Source organism: Pseudomonas sp. NPDC089408, from assembly GCF_044749445.1.
Lineage (GTDB): Bacteria > Pseudomonadota > Gammaproteobacteria > Pseudomonadales > Pseudomonadaceae > Aquipseudomonas.
The window spans coordinates 1-14120 of record NZ_JBIVHY010000022.1 but is presented as its reverse complement, the minus strand read 5'-3'; the positions used below and the strand labels follow the sequence as shown (position 1 = coordinate 14120).

At 63.4% G+C, this 14120-nt stretch carries 13 protein-coding genes and 1 pseudogene; 11 read left to right on the top strand and 3 right to left on the bottom strand.

Features of this window, described 5'->3' with window-relative positions:
- Positions 1–207 precede the first annotated feature (207 nt).
- Entirely contained in the window at positions 208–1851 is a 1644-nt protein-coding gene (locus ACIP02_RS24245; protein WP_400621697.1) for an acetolactate synthase large subunit, read from the bottom strand.
- Positions 1852–2036: 185 nt separating this feature from the next.
- Between ACIP02_RS24245 and ACIP02_RS24240 the strand changes: the two genes are divergently transcribed.
- From ACIP02_RS24240 to ACIP02_RS24195, 10 genes are all read left to right on the top strand, one after another.
- A complete protein-coding gene (locus ACIP02_RS24240) occupies positions 2037–2918 on the top strand; it encodes a LysR family transcriptional regulator (RefSeq protein ID WP_400621694.1) in 882 nt (293 codons plus the stop codon).
- 215 nt (positions 2919–3133) lie between these two features.
- The gene (locus tag ACIP02_RS24235) at positions 3134–4099 is read left to right on the top strand and encodes an amino acid ABC transporter permease (RefSeq protein ID WP_400621691.1); all 966 of its coding nucleotides are present in this window, start codon (positions 3134–3136) and stop codon (positions 4097–4099) included.
- 15 nt (positions 4100–4114) lie between these two features.
- Positions 4115–4879: an amino acid ABC transporter ATP-binding protein gene (locus ACIP02_RS24230; RefSeq protein WP_400621688.1), complete on the top strand. Its 765-nt coding sequence runs from the start codon at positions 4115–4117 to the stop codon at positions 4877–4879.
- A 61-nt stretch (positions 4880–4940) separates the two neighbouring features.
- A complete protein-coding gene (locus ACIP02_RS24225) occupies positions 4941–5780 on the top strand; it encodes an ABC transporter substrate-binding protein (protein ID WP_400621685.1) in 840 nt (279 codons plus the stop codon).
- Between the two features lie 96 nt (positions 5781–5876).
- Positions 5877–7172, top strand: a complete 1296-nt coding sequence (locus tag ACIP02_RS24220) for an NAD(P)/FAD-dependent oxidoreductase (protein ID WP_400621682.1) — start codon at positions 5877–5879, stop codon at positions 7170–7172.
- 19 nt (positions 7173–7191) lie between these two features.
- Positions 7192–7662: an Lrp/AsnC family transcriptional regulator gene (locus ACIP02_RS24215; RefSeq protein ID WP_400621679.1), complete on the top strand. Its 471-nt coding sequence runs from the start codon at positions 7192–7194 to the stop codon at positions 7660–7662.
- A 274-nt stretch (positions 7663–7936) separates the two neighbouring features.
- Positions 7937–8110 carry a hypothetical protein gene (locus ACIP02_RS24210; RefSeq protein ID WP_201207070.1) on the top strand — a complete coding sequence of 58 codons (174 nt, stop codon included), beginning with the start codon at positions 7937–7939 and terminating at the stop codon, positions 8108–8110.
- 116 nt (positions 8111–8226) lie between these two features.
- Entirely contained in the window at positions 8227–9411 is a 1185-nt protein-coding gene (locus ACIP02_RS24205; RefSeq protein ID WP_400621676.1) for an MFS transporter, read from the top strand.
- Positions 9412–9785: 374 nt separating this feature from the next.
- The gene (locus tag ACIP02_RS24200; RefSeq protein ID WP_400621673.1) at positions 9786–10637 is read left to right on the top strand and encodes a LysR family transcriptional regulator; all 852 of its coding nucleotides are present in this window, start codon (positions 9786–9788) and stop codon (positions 10635–10637) included.
- A gap of 96 nt (positions 10638–10733) precedes the next feature.
- Entirely contained in the window at positions 10734–11729 is a 996-nt protein-coding gene (locus ACIP02_RS24195) for an aldo/keto reductase (RefSeq protein ID WP_400621670.1), read from the top strand.
- Here the strand turns inward: ACIP02_RS24195 and ACIP02_RS24190 are convergent.
- Both ACIP02_RS24190 and ACIP02_RS24185 read right to left on the bottom strand, forming a co-directional pair.
- On the bottom strand, positions 11722–12987 hold the full coding sequence (locus tag ACIP02_RS24190) for an ATP-binding protein (protein ID WP_400621667.1): 1266 nt from the start codon (positions 12985–12987) through the stop codon (positions 11722–11724). The genes ACIP02_RS24195 and ACIP02_RS24190 overlap by 8 nt on opposite strands.
- A complete protein-coding gene (locus ACIP02_RS24185; protein ID WP_400621664.1) occupies positions 12984–13685 on the bottom strand; it encodes a response regulator in 702 nt (233 codons plus the stop codon). The genes ACIP02_RS24190 and ACIP02_RS24185 overlap by 4 nt, the downstream gene beginning before the upstream one ends.
- Before the next feature lie 197 nt (positions 13686–13882).
- Here ACIP02_RS24185 and ACIP02_RS24180 point away from each other — a divergent pair.
- Positions 13883–14120, top strand: a pseudogene (locus ACIP02_RS24180) (outer membrane assembly protein); the annotation flags it as partial.

Sequence of the window (14120 nt, the reverse complement as noted above, 5' to 3'; positions counted from 1 at the left end):
TGGCACCGGCTTTGCCGGTGTTCGCGGCTGAAGCCGCTCCTACAGGGATCGCGTCAGCCTGAAGCCAGCACAGTACCTTGGGGAGCGGGCGCGCCCGCGAAGAATCCAACGCGGTGCATGGCGCCGGCTGCGCCGGTGTTCGCGGGCTCGCCCGCTCCCACAGGGGGATTGGCGCCAGCCATTGCGGTTGGCGCCGGACCTCAGGGTTTACACCGCCAGCGCGCGCTCACGCAGCTCGCTGTTGAGGATGCGGTCGTTTTCGCTGTAATCGACCGGGCAGTCGATCACGTGCACGCCCGGGGTCTTGATGCAGTGCTCCAGCAGCGGCAGCAGGCCTTCGGCGCTTTCCACGCGGTGGCCGTTGGCACCGTAGGCTTCGGCGTATTTGACGAAGTCCGGGTTGCCATAGTCCAGGCCGAAATCGGTGAAGCCCATGTTGGCCTGCTTCCAGCGGATCATGCCGTAGCCGTCGTCACGCAGGATCACCACGGTGATGTGCATGCCCAAACGGACTGCAGTTTCCAGCTCCTGGCTGTTCATCATGAAGCCGCCGTCACCGCACACCGAGATTACCGGGCGGTCCGGGTGCACCAGGTGCGCCGCCATGGCCGATGGCAGGCCAGCGCCCATGGTCGCCAGGGCGTTGTCCAGCAGCACGGTGTTCGGTTTGTGCGCCTTGTAGTTACGGGCAAACCAGATCTTGTAGATGCCGTTGTCCAGGGCAACGATGCCTTCGGACGGCAGTACGCGACGGATGTCGGCAACCATGCGCTGCGGGTAGACCGGGAAGCGGTTGTCGTCGGCGCCTTCGGCGATCTGCGCTTCGTTGGCTTCACGGATCGCCATCAGGCGGGTGAAGTCCCAGTGCGCAGTGTCGTTCAGGGCTTCGCTGATCTGCCACACGGCGTTGGCGATGTCGCCGATCACTTCCACTTGCGGGAAGTAAACTGCGTCGACTTCGGCAGAGCGGAAGTTGATGTGAATGACTTCGGTGCCGCCACGGACCATGAAGAACGGTGGCTTTTCGATCACATCGTGGCCGATGTTGATAATCAGGTCGGCCGCTTCGACGGCGCGGTGCACGAAGTCACCGGACGACAGTGCAGCGTTACCCAGGAAGCGCGGGTGGCGCTCGTCGACCACACCTTTACCCATTTGGGTGGTGATGAACGGGATACCGGTCTTGTCGATCAGCTGCTTGAGGACCTTGGCGGTCATCTTGCGGTTGGCGCCAGCGCCGATCACCAGGATCGGGTTACGGGCGGCCAGCAGCTTCTCAACAGCAGCTTCAATGGCCACGTGCTCGGCCAGCGGGCGGCGGTGCAGGCTGCGCGGGATCGGCAGCGCGTCGGTCTGCTCGGCGGCGATGTCTTCTGGCAGTTCGAGGTGCACGGCGCCCGGCTTTTCTTCTTCAGCCAGGCGGAAGGCTTCGCGCATGCGCGCCGGGATGTTGTCGGCCGAAGCGAACTGGTGAGTGTACTTGGTGATGGGGTCCATCATGCCGCACACGTCGATGATCTGGAAGCGGCCCTGCTTGGACTTCTTGATCGGCTTCTGGCCGGTGATCATCATCATCGGCATGCCGCCCAGGTAGGCGTAGGCGCTGGCAGTAACCAGGTTGGTGGCACCAGGGCCGAGGGTCGACAGGCTGACGCCGGTCTTGCCGGTCAGGCGACCGTAGGTGGCAGCCATGAAACCTGCAGACTGCTCATGACGGGTCAGTACCAGCTTGATCTTCGACTTGCGCAGGGATTCGAGCAGGTCGAGGTTTTCCTCACCAGGAATGCCGAATACATACTCGACACCTTCGTTTTCCAGACATTGCACAACGACATCGGCGGCCTTGGCCATTTGGGGTACTACCTCAAAATCTTTGTGGGATTGCAGATTTATTAAGCTGGGTGACTGAGATGTTGCAGGATGTCTCAGTGGCGCGCATCGTAGGCCCTCTGGTTAATAATAATAAATATATTGTTATGATGCTTAGCATCACAGTTCGTTATGAATGCAACTGGCATGAAAGGTAGTACCCCTCGATGAACCTCAAGGCATTGCGTTGCTGCGTCGAAATCGTCCGGCAAGGCAGCTTCACCAAGGCTGCGCAGCACCTGCACATTGCCCAGCCGGCGCTGAGCATGGCGGTAACCCGGTTGGAAGAAGAACTGGGCGTGACCCTGTTCAACCGCACCACGCGCAAGGTCATCCTTACTGCCGAAGGTGAGCAGTTTCTGCCGCGCATTGCCTCGGCCTTGCGCGAAATGGATGTCGCCCGGCAGGAACTGCGCGACATGGCCGACCTGAAGCGCGGCGAAGTGCGCCTGGGTATCCCGCCGATGTTCGGCCTGCATTACGTGCCGGGGTTGATGAACGCGTTTCGCAGGCTGTACCCGGGCATTGCCATGACCGTGTTCGAAGGCAGTGCCGAAGACATCGGCCACCGCCTGGAGCAGCGGGAAATCGACCTGGCGCTGCTGGAATCGCGACGGGTGCCGGCAGACAAGGAATCGATCCTGCTGGGCAGCGACGAGATGCTGGCCTGCATGCACCCCGACCACCCGTATGCCGGCAAGGCTTTCCTCACTGCCGAAGACCTGCGCAACACCGACATGGTGGTATTTGACCGAACCTTCGTGCAACGGCACCTGCTGGACGCATTCTTTGCCGAACACGGGATCACCTATCAGGTGGCCCTGCAGAGCAACTTTGTCTCGCTGGTGGTGCAGGCGGCACTGGACAACATGGGGGTGGCTACCCTGCTGCGCTCGGTGCAGCAGCGTACACCGGGCATCGTGGGCGTGCCGTTCCGGCCGGCGCAGCAGATGAGCTTCCGCCTGTGCTGGCGGTCGGGGGAATACCTGTCTTTGGCGAGCAAGCGGTTTATTGATTTTGCCGCGCAAACGCATTACCTGGAGCGTTGATGCCCGCCTGTTCCGGCCCTTTCGCGGCTAAAGCCGCTCCTACAAAGGAATGCGCTTCTGCCGGGTCTTCAATTGCAAATGTCATGGATAAGACCCGGCAAATGCCAAGATAAACTGCTGATTCGTTACATTTCGACAGGTTCTTGCCTGCGCTTCGCCTCCCTACAATGGCCTCACAACAACAAACGAGCCCAGCTCCGTGAGGCACGATCCCCATGTACAGAGACCATATCGTCAAACCGCGCGCGACCGACAACCCGGCTTTCATGGGCCTGGTCACGGCCGCGATCTTCGCCCTCGCCCTGTTCTATGGCGTGGGTGACGGCAGCCTGGCCAAGCTGATGGGCCCGATCGTGCTCGACCTGCAGGCACCGCTACTGCGCAACCTCGCCGTGGCGGGCACCCTGACCGTCACCCTGGTGTTGAACCTGTTCATTCTGGGCCGCTTTCCGCTGCGGGCCCAGGTGATCACCGTCTGGTGCGAACTGTTGCTGCTGTTCCTGCTGTTTTTCGACACCTTCGACCTGTCCTACAGCTTCATCGCCAGCAAGGTCGGCTTCATGATCACCCAAGGGGTGTTCACCACCGTCTATGTGTCGACCATTTCCATTGCCATCGCCTTCGTCCTGGCGTTGTTGGGGGCCACTGCGCGGCTTTCGTCCAACGGTTTCGCCATTGCCATTGCCAGCTTCTACACCTCGTTTTTCCGCGGTGTGCCGCTGCTGATCCAGATCTACCTGATCTACCTCGGCATCCCCCAGCTCGGCTACGTGGTGGGTGCAGTGCCGGCGGGCATCCTCGCCCTGTCGCTGTGCTATGGCGCCTACATGACCGAGATCTTCCGTGCCGGCATCAGCAGCATCCCGCGCGGGCAATGGGAGGCGTCGCGGGCGATTGGCCTGACGCCGTTCCAGGCCATGACCCGGGTGATCCTGCCGCAGTCGATGCGCCTGATCATTCCGCCCACTGGCAACCAGTTCATCTCCATGCTCAAGGACAGCTCGCTGGTATCGGTGATCGGTGTGTGGGAGCTGATGTTCCTCGCCCGTACCCAGGGCCGTGCCGAATTCCGTCACCTGGAAATGCTGATCACCGCCGCCGTCCTGTACTGGGTGCTGTCGATCCTGCTCGAAACCGTGCAGGCCCGCCTGGAAAAACGTTTCGACCGCGCCCACCGCTGATCGAGGAACCTGATGATGAACCAGCCTTTCACCCCCAGTGCCGCCCAGGCCGCCGTATCGATCCGCGGCCTGCAGAAATGGTACGGCGAGTTTCACGTGCTCAAAGGCATCGACCTGGAAATCGCCAGCGGCGAGATCGTGGTGGTCTGTGGCCCGTCCGGCTCCGGCAAGTCCACGCTGATCCGCTGCCTGAACCTGCTGGAAGACTTTCAGAAAGGCCAGGTGCTGATCGCCGGCAACCCGCTGAACCGTGATGCAGCCAGCGTGGCCGGCATCCGCCGCCAGGTCGGTATGGTGTTCCAGCAGTTCAACCTGTTCCCGCACCTGACCGTGCTGGAAAACCTGATGCTCGGCCCGCGCCTGGTCAGCAAGCTGAGCGAGGCCCAGGCCCGCGCCCTGGCCCTGGAATACCTCGACCGTGTGCGCATCGCCAGCCAGGCCGACAAGTTCCCCGGGCAGCTTTCCGGCGGCCAGCAACAGCGTGTGGCCATTGCCCGTGCGTTGTGCATGAAGCCGCGCATCATGCTGTTCGACGAGCCCACCTCGGCGCTGGACCCGGAAATGGTCAAGGAAGTGCTCGACGTGATGGGCGAACTGGCCCAGGACGGCATCACCATGCTTTGCGTTACCCACGAAATGGGCTTCGCGCGCCGGGTCGCCGACCGCATCATTTTCATGGACCAGGGCCAGATCATCGAACAGGGCCGGCCCAACGAATTCTTCGACAACCCGCGCCATCCGCGCGCCAAGGAGTTTCTTTCGCAGATCCTCAGCCACTGAGGCCTGTGTCTACCGCTGTGCCAACACCACAACAACAATCGCATGCCCGGAGACTTACCGAATGAACCCAGTCGCACGCTTGTTCGCCCTCACCGCCGTTGCCGGCAGCCTGACCCTGATGGCCGGTGCCGCCTGGGCCGGTGCCACCCTCGACCGCATCCACCAGAGCAAGGTGATGAAGGTCGCCACCGCCGCCAACTGGCCACCGCAGTCGTTCCTCGGCGAAGACAACACCCTCAAGGGCTTCGACATCGATGTGGCCAACGAGATTGGCAAACGCCTGGGCAGCAAGGTGGCATTCGTCACCCCCGAGTACGGCATCATCACCGCCGGGCGCTGGGCCAGCCGCTGGGACCTGTCGGTCGGCTCGATGACCCCGACCACCGAGCGTGGCCGCGTGCTGGATTTCCCCGCCATCTATTACTACACCCCATACGTGTTCGCCGTACACAAGGACGCCGCGGGCGCCAGCGCGGCCGACCTCAATGGCAAGACCATCGGCGTAGAAGCCGGCACCACTTCCGAGGATTACATCAACCGCCGCCTGAAGATTGATGCAGCCGACGTGCCGGCCTTCACGTATGAAGTAGAACCCGGCGATGTGCAAACCTACGGCGACAGCATGGGCCCGCTGGATGACCTGCGCATGGGCAACGGCACGCGTCTGGACGCCACTTTGTCGGCACTGCCCACCATCATGGGCGCGATCAAGGCCGGTTACCCGATCGCCCCGGTACAGGGCAAGCCCGCCTATTACGAACCGCTGGCGATCGCCACCGACAAGGGCGACGACGCCTTCAATGCCGAACTGGCCAAGGCCGTGGCCAGCATGAAAGCTGACGGTACGTTGAAGCAACTGTCCGAGAAGTGGTACGGCGCCGACCTCACCCAAGTGCAGTAACCCCCGGCCCCGCCTGCCGACGCCCTTCAACTGGAGGGCGTACGGCACCCCATACCCGCAAAACCTGCAGCGCCCAGTAAAAGGATGACCCAGCCGATGTCCAGCTACAGCAACAACTACTACACCGGGACCATGCGCCCTGCCCCGCAGCGCGCCGCTTTAGCCGGCGAAACCCGGGCCGATGTCTGCGTGATCGGTGGTGGCCTGGCCGGCCTTAGCGTAGCCCGTGAACTGCTGGCGCGCGGGCGCTCGGTGGTATTGCTGGAAGCGGCGCGGGTGGCCTGGGGCGCCTCCGGGCGCAATGGCGGTTTCGTGCTGCAGGGTTGGTCCGAGGGGCTGACGGCGATCGAGCGGCGCTGTGGCAAGCAGACAGCGGCGGCGTTGTTCCGGCTGTCGCTGGAGGGCGTCGATATCGTCCGCGACACCATCGCTCACCATCAGCTGCCTGGCTGCGCCGCCACCACCGGCAAGCTCAGCGTGGTGCGCTACGACGACGCCGACAACCTTCAGCGCACTCGCGACCGCATGGCCCGCGACTTCGACTTCAACATGGAGTACCTCGATACCCAGGCGCTGCGCAGCCGCCTGAACACCGACCGTTACTTCCAGGGGCTGCGTGACAGCCATGGTTTTCACTTCCACCCCTTGAACTACTGCCTGGGCCTGGCCGAACTGGTCGAACTTGCTGGTGGCCGCCTGCACGAGCAGTCGCCCATGCTGCGGGTCGAGCGCAAGCACGGTCACCACCGGGTGGTCACCGCCCAGGGCGCGGTCAATTGCAACGATGTGGTGTACTGCTGCGGCGGCTATGGTGGCTCCGAGTTTGGCCAGTTGCGCCGGGCCTTCCTGCCGATTGCCACCTATGTGGTACTGACCGAACACCTGGGTGAACGCCTGCATGACGTAGTACGTACTACAGATGCAGTCGGAGACAACCGCCGCGCTTCCGACTACTACCGCATCGTCGAGGGTGATCGCCTGCTCTGGGGTGGCCACATCACCACCCGCAACCTGCAGGATGAACAGCGCCTGGGGCAGTTGCTGACCCGTGACATCCTCAGCGTGTACCCGCAGTTGCAGGGGTTGAAGATCGCCAAGGCATGGTCCGGCTTGATGGGCTATGCGCGCCACAAGATGCCGCACATTGGCCCGCTGGGCCCGGGGTTGTGGGCTTGTACTTCATTTGGGGGCCATGGTATGAACACCGCACCCGTGGGCGCGCGGGTAGTCGCCGAAGCGGTCTGCGGCGACAGCGACCGCTACCGCCTGTTCGATGCCTACGGCCTTGAATGGAATGGTGGGCCGTTCGGGCCGGCGGCAGCACAAACGGTGTATGCCGGGCTGAAGCTGATGGACCGCTTCCAGGAAGCCCGCGCGCAGTACAACAACTAGAACCTTACCAGGAACCGCCATGGATGCCCTGCCCCCCGGCGCGCTGTTCAAGCTCACCGAAAAAGACCGGCAACTGCTAGGCCTGCTGCAGGCCAACGCCCGCGAACCCACCGCCTCGCTGGCGCGTACGCTGGGCGTGTCGCGCTCCGCCGTGCAGGAACGCATCAACCGCCTGGAAAACGCCGGCGTGATCACTGGCTACAGCGTGCGCATTGACCAGGACAAGCTGCAGCAGGTAATCAACTGCTTCACCATGACCTCGTGCAGCAACAAGAGCTACACCGACGTGATGACCGCGTTGCGAAAGATGGACTCAGTGCAGGCGGTGTATGCGGTGTCGGGGGAAATGGACTTCATCATCCACCTGACCACCCACACCCTGGGCGAACTGAATGCCGAGCTGACCCGAATCAACTTGATCAAGGGGGTGGCCCATACGGCTTCGCATATCGTGATGGAGACCAAGTTCAGCAAGAAGCTGACCCTTTGATTTCAGCCCGCCTTAAAGCCCTTGTAGGAGCGGCCTTGCGTCGCGATCGGGGTGCGAAGCGCCCCCAGAATTTGTGCATCAGGCGGCTATTGCCGGGGCCGCTTTGCGGCCCTTTCGCGACACAAGGCCGCTCCTACAGGGGATCTGCGTAAAGCAGCATTATGGATGTCTGAAAAATAAGCTGAAAGATGCTTGCTAGAGCGGTTATTTCATTTTAATTAGCCAGCTAATCAAGCTATTCTCGCCCGCGCCAGAACAACATCAAGGAGCAGGCATGAAGATCGAAATCGTACGCAATGAGCAGGACGCAGGCTGCAAGGTGATCATCGACGGGCACCCCGTGTCGTTCGCTGATATCCAGCACGCCCAAGCCTACGTGGACCAGTTGCAGTCCCGCCTTCAGGCCGCTCCGGCAGCCTTCGCCAACCCGGCAACCGAACCCGCCTGACCCCAGCCAGCACGCGGGGAAGCCGTTCAGCTTCCTCGACGTTGCAGTCATGGATTGACTATCATCCCGCCTTGAACGTTTCAGCATGTTTCACGCATGCCTCAATAGGGATACAGATGTCAGTCCAGGAACTACCCCCGCTCCCCAGCAAAAGCACCGTCGCCAAGATGGAAGCCGCCATGGCGCTGGGCAGCTTTGCCATCGGCACCGGCGAGTTCGCCATCATGGGCCTGATGCCCGATATTGCCAGCAACCTGCAACTGAGCGAACCGCAAGTGGGCCATGCCATCAGCGCTTATGCGCTGGGGGTGATGGTCGGCGCGCCGACCTTGGCGATTCTCGGGGCCAAACTGCTGCGCAAGCACATGTTGCTGCTGTTGATGCTGCTGTATGCACTGGGCAACCTGGCCACCGCGTTTGCACCATCGTTCAGCGGCCTGGTGGCCTTTCGCTTCATCAGTGGCCTGCCCCATGGCGCCTACTTCGGTATTGCCGCCGTGGTGGCGTCGAGCATGGTGCCCAAGGACCAGCGCGCAGGGGCCGTGGCCCGGGTGATGATGGGCCTGACCCTGGCCATGCTGCTTGGCAACCCGGTAGCCACCTTCCTCGGCCAGTACTTCGGCTGGCGCTCGGCGTTCGTGCTGGTCGGCGCAATTGCCCTGTGCACCATCGCCATGGTCTGGCGTTATGTGCCGCAGCGTCACGATGAAGTGCGCAGTGACCCGCGCAAGGAGCTGCAAGCCTTCACCCTGCCGCAGGTGTGGATGGCGCTGGCCATCGCCTCGATCGGCTTTGCCGGCATGTTCTGCGTGTTCAGCTACCTGGCGCCGACCATGCTGCAGGTGACCCTGGTGTCCCCACAGTGGATTCCGTTCGGCCTGGCAGCATTCGGTGTGGGCGGTATCGTCGGTAACATCGCCGGCGGCAAGCTGTTCGACCGTTTGCAGTTCCGCGCGGTAGGGCTTGTGCTGGTGTGGTCGATTGCCGTGCTGCTGTTCTTCACCTTTGCCGCACAGGCATTGTGGAGCCTGCTGCTGGGCATCGGCCTGGTCGGCACCATGATTGCGCTGGCGGCGCCGCTGCAAATTCGTTTGATGGACATTGCCCATGAAGCGCCTAGCCTGGCGGCGGCGTCGAACCACGCGGCGTTCAACCTGGCCAATGCGCTAGGGCCGTGGCTGGGGGGTATGGCGATTACTGCAGGCATGGGCTGGACCAGCACCGGGTATATCGGTGCGGCGACAGCGCTGGTCGGGCTGGGCATTTACCTGGTGGCGCGGCGGATGAAAGGCGGGCATTGAGCTCAGGCATTTGGGGCCGCAAAGCGGCCCCCGCTTCAATGATCAACCCGGCAGGCTGAGCCGCGCCACCTCGGCAAAATAGCGGGCCCCGGTCGCCAGGATCGCATCATTGAAATCATACGCCGCGTTATGTTCCCTGTAGGAGCGGCTTTAGCCGCGAACACCGGCGAAGCCGCTGCCATCCCCGGCGCCGCCTGCTTCGCGGGTAAACCCGCTCCCACAGGTGCAATGTGAACTCGGCCATTGTGCTTGACCTGTGGGCCTTGCCGGGGCGCCGGACCGGTCGGATGGGCTGCAAAGCAGCCCTGATATGCCCGTCATTGGCATAAAGGGTTACCCTAACCCTTTCTACCCTCGCCACCGCCGAGCCATTCATGTTCGATTGGGAAGACCTGCGCCATTTCTCCGCCTTCACCTCGGCCGGTTCGTTGTCCGCCGCCGCCAAGGCCCTGGGCGTCGACCACGCCACCGTAGCCCGGCGCATCGCTTCACTCGAAGCCTCGCTCAAACTCAAGCTGGTCGACCGCCGCCCGCGCGCCTATGCCCTCACCGACGAAGGCCGGCGCGTTGCGGAGCTCGCCGAACAAATGGCCACGTCGTCGTTCGCCCTGGAACACTTCGCCAGCGCCGGCCAGCACGCAGTAGAGGGCGAAGTGGTGCTGGCGGCGCCGCCGGCACTGCTGGGCAGCATTGTCGCCCGGCGCCTGGGCGAGCTGTACCAGCGCTACCCGCAACTGCGCCTGAAGCTGGTCGGCAGCAAGTCGAAGGCCTCGCTGGCACGCCGCGAAGCCGACATCAGCATCGCCCTGGCCAGGCCGACCGAGCCAACCCTGGTGGTCAGCCTGCTGGGGCACCTGAACTACCGCTTGTACGCGTCGCCAGGCTACCTGGCCAGCGCCACCTCCCGTCGCTACATCGGCTACGACGAGTCCCAGGCCAGCTCGCCACAACAGCAATGGCTCAACCGCCAGGCCGGCCAGCAGCCCTTCGCGCTGCACAGCAACGACCTGCGCATCCAGGCCCAGGCCTGTGCCGGCGGTATCGGCATCGCGTGCCTGCCGGCGTTCATGGCTCAGGAACATGGCTTGAAGGAAGCCGGAAGCGCCGAGCAGACCATGAGCATTGAAATCTGGTTGGCGGTGCATGAAGACGTGCGCGCCACGCCACGGATCAAGGCGGTTACCGATTTTCTCCAGCAACAGGTGCGGCCACTGCTGGACTTGTGAATTTTTGCGGATGAAACCTGCAGCAATGCAGAATTTTCGCGCAAGGCTGCCAGCGTTAGGCTTACTCCATCACCAGTGCCTTTGAAGGAGACGACCATGCAATACGTAAAACTGGGTAGCACCGGGCTGGACATTTCCAGGTTGTGCCTGGGCTGCATGACCTTCGGCGAACCGGATGCCGGCACCCACCCGTGGACGCTGGGCGAAGACGCCAGCCGGCCGATCATTCGCCACGCCGTCGAGCAAGGTATCAACTTCTTCGACACCGCCAACAGCTACTCGGCCGGCACCTCGGAAACCATCGTCGGCAAGCTGCTGAAAGAATTCACCCGCCGCGAGGAAACGGTGATTGCCACCAAGGTGTTCTTCCCCGCCAACATGTGGCAAGGCACCAGCCGGCCGAATGAACAAGGCCTGTCCCGCAAGGCCATCATGGCCAGCATCGACGCCAGCCTTGCGCGCCTGGGCACCGACTACGTCGACCTGTACCAGATCCACCGCTGGGACTACCACACCCCCATCGAGGAGACCATGGAAGCCCTGCACGACGTGGTCAAGGCCGGCAAGGCCCGCTACATCGGCGCTTCGTCGATGTATGCCTGGCAGTTTGCCAAGGCGCAGCAGGTGGCAGCCAGCAATGGCTGGAGCCGCTTCGTGTCGATGCAGAACTACCTCAACCTGATCTACCGCGAAGAAGAACGCGAGATGATCCCGCTGTGCCTGGACCAAGCTGTCGGCCTGATGCCCTGGAGCCCGATGGCACGTGGGCGCCTGACCCGGCCGCACGGGCAGCAGACCGAGCGTACCCGCACAGACCTGTCCGGGCAGTCGTTCTATGAAAACACCGAAGTCGAAGACGGCCGGGTCATTGATGTGGTCGAGCAGATTGCCGGCGAACGCGGCGTACCCATGGCCCAGATAGCGCTGGCATGGGTGCTGGGTAAAACCGGCGTTTCAGCGCCTATCGTCGGTGCCTCGAAGCCCGCTCACCTGGACGATGCGCTGGGCGCGCTGTCGTTGCAGCTGAGCGAGGACGAAGTGGCGCGCTTGCAGGCCCCTTACGTTCCGCACGCCGTGACCGGCTTCAAATAGCGCTGGCTTGTGGCAGCTCGATGCGTACCCGCAAGCCCCCGGTGGTGGCGGCCAGTGCGGTGATGCTGCCACCGTGCAGGGCGATGGCCCGCTGGGCGATCGCCAGGCCCAGGCCGAAGCCGTCACCGTTGCTGTCGGTACCCCGGTCGAACGGCTCGAAGATGCGCTGCAGGCGTGCCGGGTCGACGCCAGGGCCATGGTCGCTGACGCACACCTGCAACCACTGCCCACCCGGTGCCGGTGCGGCCTCCACCAACACCGCCGTGCCGGGCGCGGTGTAGCGCACGGCATTGCGGATGATGTTCTCGAAGGCCCGGTACAGCAGCTCTTCATGGCCATGCATGAGAAACGCGCCCTGCGCCAGCAAGGACACTTGGCACTGCTTCATGCTGGCCTCGAAACGGGCGTCCTCAACGATCTGCGCCAGCAGCTCGACCACATCCACGCTGGCAAAATCGCTGTTGCCCTGGCGGGACTGGGCACGGGCCAGGGTCAGCAGTTGCTCGATCAGGTCATCCATGCGCCGTGACTCGCGCTCGACCCGTTCGAGCATGTCGGGCCGGTCGGGTTGCTGGCGCATCAGGCCGATGGCGGCGTGCATGCGGGTCAGCGGTGAGCGCAGCTCGTGGGAAATATCATGCAGCAGGTTCTGCTGCGCCTGTACCAGGGCCTTGAGCTGGCCGGCCATGCGGTCGCAGTCCTCGGCCAGCTCGACGATCTCGTCACGGCGCTTGCCCAGCCGCGGCCTTACCCGCACATCGAACCGGCCCTGGGCCACCTGGCCCATGGCCTCACGCAACCAGGCCAGCGGGCGGGTCAGGTACAGGCTGCACAGCAGGGCGAACACCGCACTCATCAGTGCGCCCGTCACAAACGGGCCCACGTTGCGTGGCCGCGGCGCCATACCGACACTGGTCGCCACCGAAGCACGCAGCACCAGCGGGCGGCCGTCGCGATCGATCAGCGCCTGCTCGAAACGCGCCGTGTGCACTGTCTTGCCTGCCAACAGTCGGCCTTGATCGTCGTAAAGCCCGACCTGCACATCCGGCGGTTGTGGCGACACATCGAGCAATTGCCGACCGGCCCGTTCGCCATGGCGTTCGAGCAGTTGCAGTTCGGTGGCCAGTAGCGAGCGCAACCCGGGGGTATCGCCGCGCAGGTCATTGAGCATGAAAGCCCCCGCCCCCACCAGGAAGGTCAGGGTATTGGCCAGCCAGAAGGCCAGAAACAGCTTCCAGAACAGGCGCCGGCGCATCATTCGACGATCAGCATATAGCCCATGCCGCGCACGCTCTGGATCCAGCTGCTGCCGTCGGCACGGGGGCCAAGTTTTTGCCGGATGCTGCTGACGTGCACGTCGATGCGCCGGTCGTAGCGGGTCAGCGGCCGGCCCAGGGCGTTCAGTGACAGGTCCTGCTTGCTGACCAACTGGCCAGCCTGGCGGGCCAGCGCTTCGAGCAGGCTGAACTCGGAGCCGGTCAGCTCCAGCGTGGCGCTGCCCCAATGCGCTTCGCGCCGGCCTGGCCACATTTTCAAGGCGCCGCTGCGCACCTGTTCGGGCGCCTCGGGGGCACTGGCTTCGCCCATCAGGTGCGGCTTCACGCGGCGCAGTATCGCCCGCAGGCGTGCTACCAGCTCACCGGGGGAGCTGGGCTTGGGCACATAGTCATCGGCACCCAGCTCCAGGCCGGCGATGCGGTCGATGTTGTCACCACGGGCGGTCAGCAACAGTATCGGCACCTGGCTGCGCACACGCACACGGCGTAGCACTTCGATGCCTGAAATACCGGGCAGCATCACATCCAGCACCACCACCTGGAAATTGCCGGACAACGCCTGGGTCTCGCCCTCCTCGCCGGTGTCAACGGCCGTGGCCTGGAAGCCTTCGCGGGCCAGGTACAAAGAGAGCATTTCGGTCAGTTCGCGGTCGTCGTCGACCAGCAGCACAGGGATCATCAGGGCCAGGTATCAGGTTTGCAGGGGTGATAATGATCGCCCCGCAGGCCGGCGCTGTCACCGCCGGCCGGTCGGACTTTACACATCTTTACCCTCGGCTAACCGCGCCGTACACAGCCCGCCCGTATCCTCATCGCCCGCTGCTTGCGGGTTGCCCGCGCTTGCTCCCCTCCAAATCCGCTTGTCTGGAACCCCCGATGAACTACCCGCGCCTGTTGCTCTCCATCCTGCTGCTGAAAGCCACGCTGGCCCATGCCGCACCGTTCAGGATCGCCGACATTCGCGTCAACGGCCTGCAGCGGGTTTCCGCCGGCAGCGTGTTCGGTGCCCTGCCGCTGAACGTTGGCGATCAGGCCGATGACCGCCGCCTGGTGGACTCGACCCGTTCCCTGTTCAAGACCGGGTTCTTCCAGGATATCCAGTTGAACCGCGATG

Excerpts from the sequence above, each read along its gene's own strand:
- ACIP02_RS24245 (WP_400621697.1), bottom strand. The coding sequence starts at position 1,851 with ATGGCCAAGGCCGCCGATGTCGTTGTGCAATGTCTGGAAAACGAAGGT.
- ACIP02_RS24240 (WP_400621694.1), top strand. The coding sequence starts at position 2,037 with ATGAACCTCAAGGCATTGCGTTGCTGCGTCGAAATCGTCCGGCAAGGC.
- ACIP02_RS24235 (WP_400621691.1), top strand. The coding sequence starts at position 3,134 with ATGTACAGAGACCATATCGTCAAACCGCGCGCGACCGACAACCCGGCT.
- ACIP02_RS24230 (WP_400621688.1), top strand. The coding sequence starts at position 4,115 with ATGAACCAGCCTTTCACCCCCAGTGCCGCCCAGGCCGCCGTATCGATC.
- ACIP02_RS24225 (WP_400621685.1), top strand. The coding sequence starts at position 4,941 with ATGAACCCAGTCGCACGCTTGTTCGCCCTCACCGCCGTTGCCGGCAGC.
- ACIP02_RS24220 (WP_400621682.1), top strand. The coding sequence starts at position 5,877 with ATGTCCAGCTACAGCAACAACTACTACACCGGGACCATGCGCCCTGCC.
- ACIP02_RS24215 (WP_400621679.1), top strand. The coding sequence starts at position 7,192 with ATGGATGCCCTGCCCCCCGGCGCGCTGTTCAAGCTCACCGAAAAAGAC.
- ACIP02_RS24210 (WP_201207070.1), top strand. The coding sequence starts at position 7,937 with ATGAAGATCGAAATCGTACGCAATGAGCAGGACGCAGGCTGCAAGGTG.
- ACIP02_RS24205 (WP_400621676.1), top strand. The coding sequence starts at position 8,227 with ATGTCAGTCCAGGAACTACCCCCGCTCCCCAGCAAAAGCACCGTCGCC.
- ACIP02_RS24200 (WP_400621673.1), top strand. The coding sequence starts at position 9,786 with ATGTTCGATTGGGAAGACCTGCGCCATTTCTCCGCCTTCACCTCGGCC.
- ACIP02_RS24195 (WP_400621670.1), top strand. The coding sequence starts at position 10,734 with ATGCAATACGTAAAACTGGGTAGCACCGGGCTGGACATTTCCAGGTTG.
- ACIP02_RS24190 (WP_400621667.1), bottom strand. The coding sequence starts at position 12,987 with ATGATGCGCCGGCGCCTGTTCTGGAAGCTGTTTCTGGCCTTCTGGCTG.
- ACIP02_RS24185 (WP_400621664.1), bottom strand. The coding sequence starts at position 13,685 with ATGATCCCTGTGCTGCTGGTCGACGACGACCGCGAACTGACCGAAATG.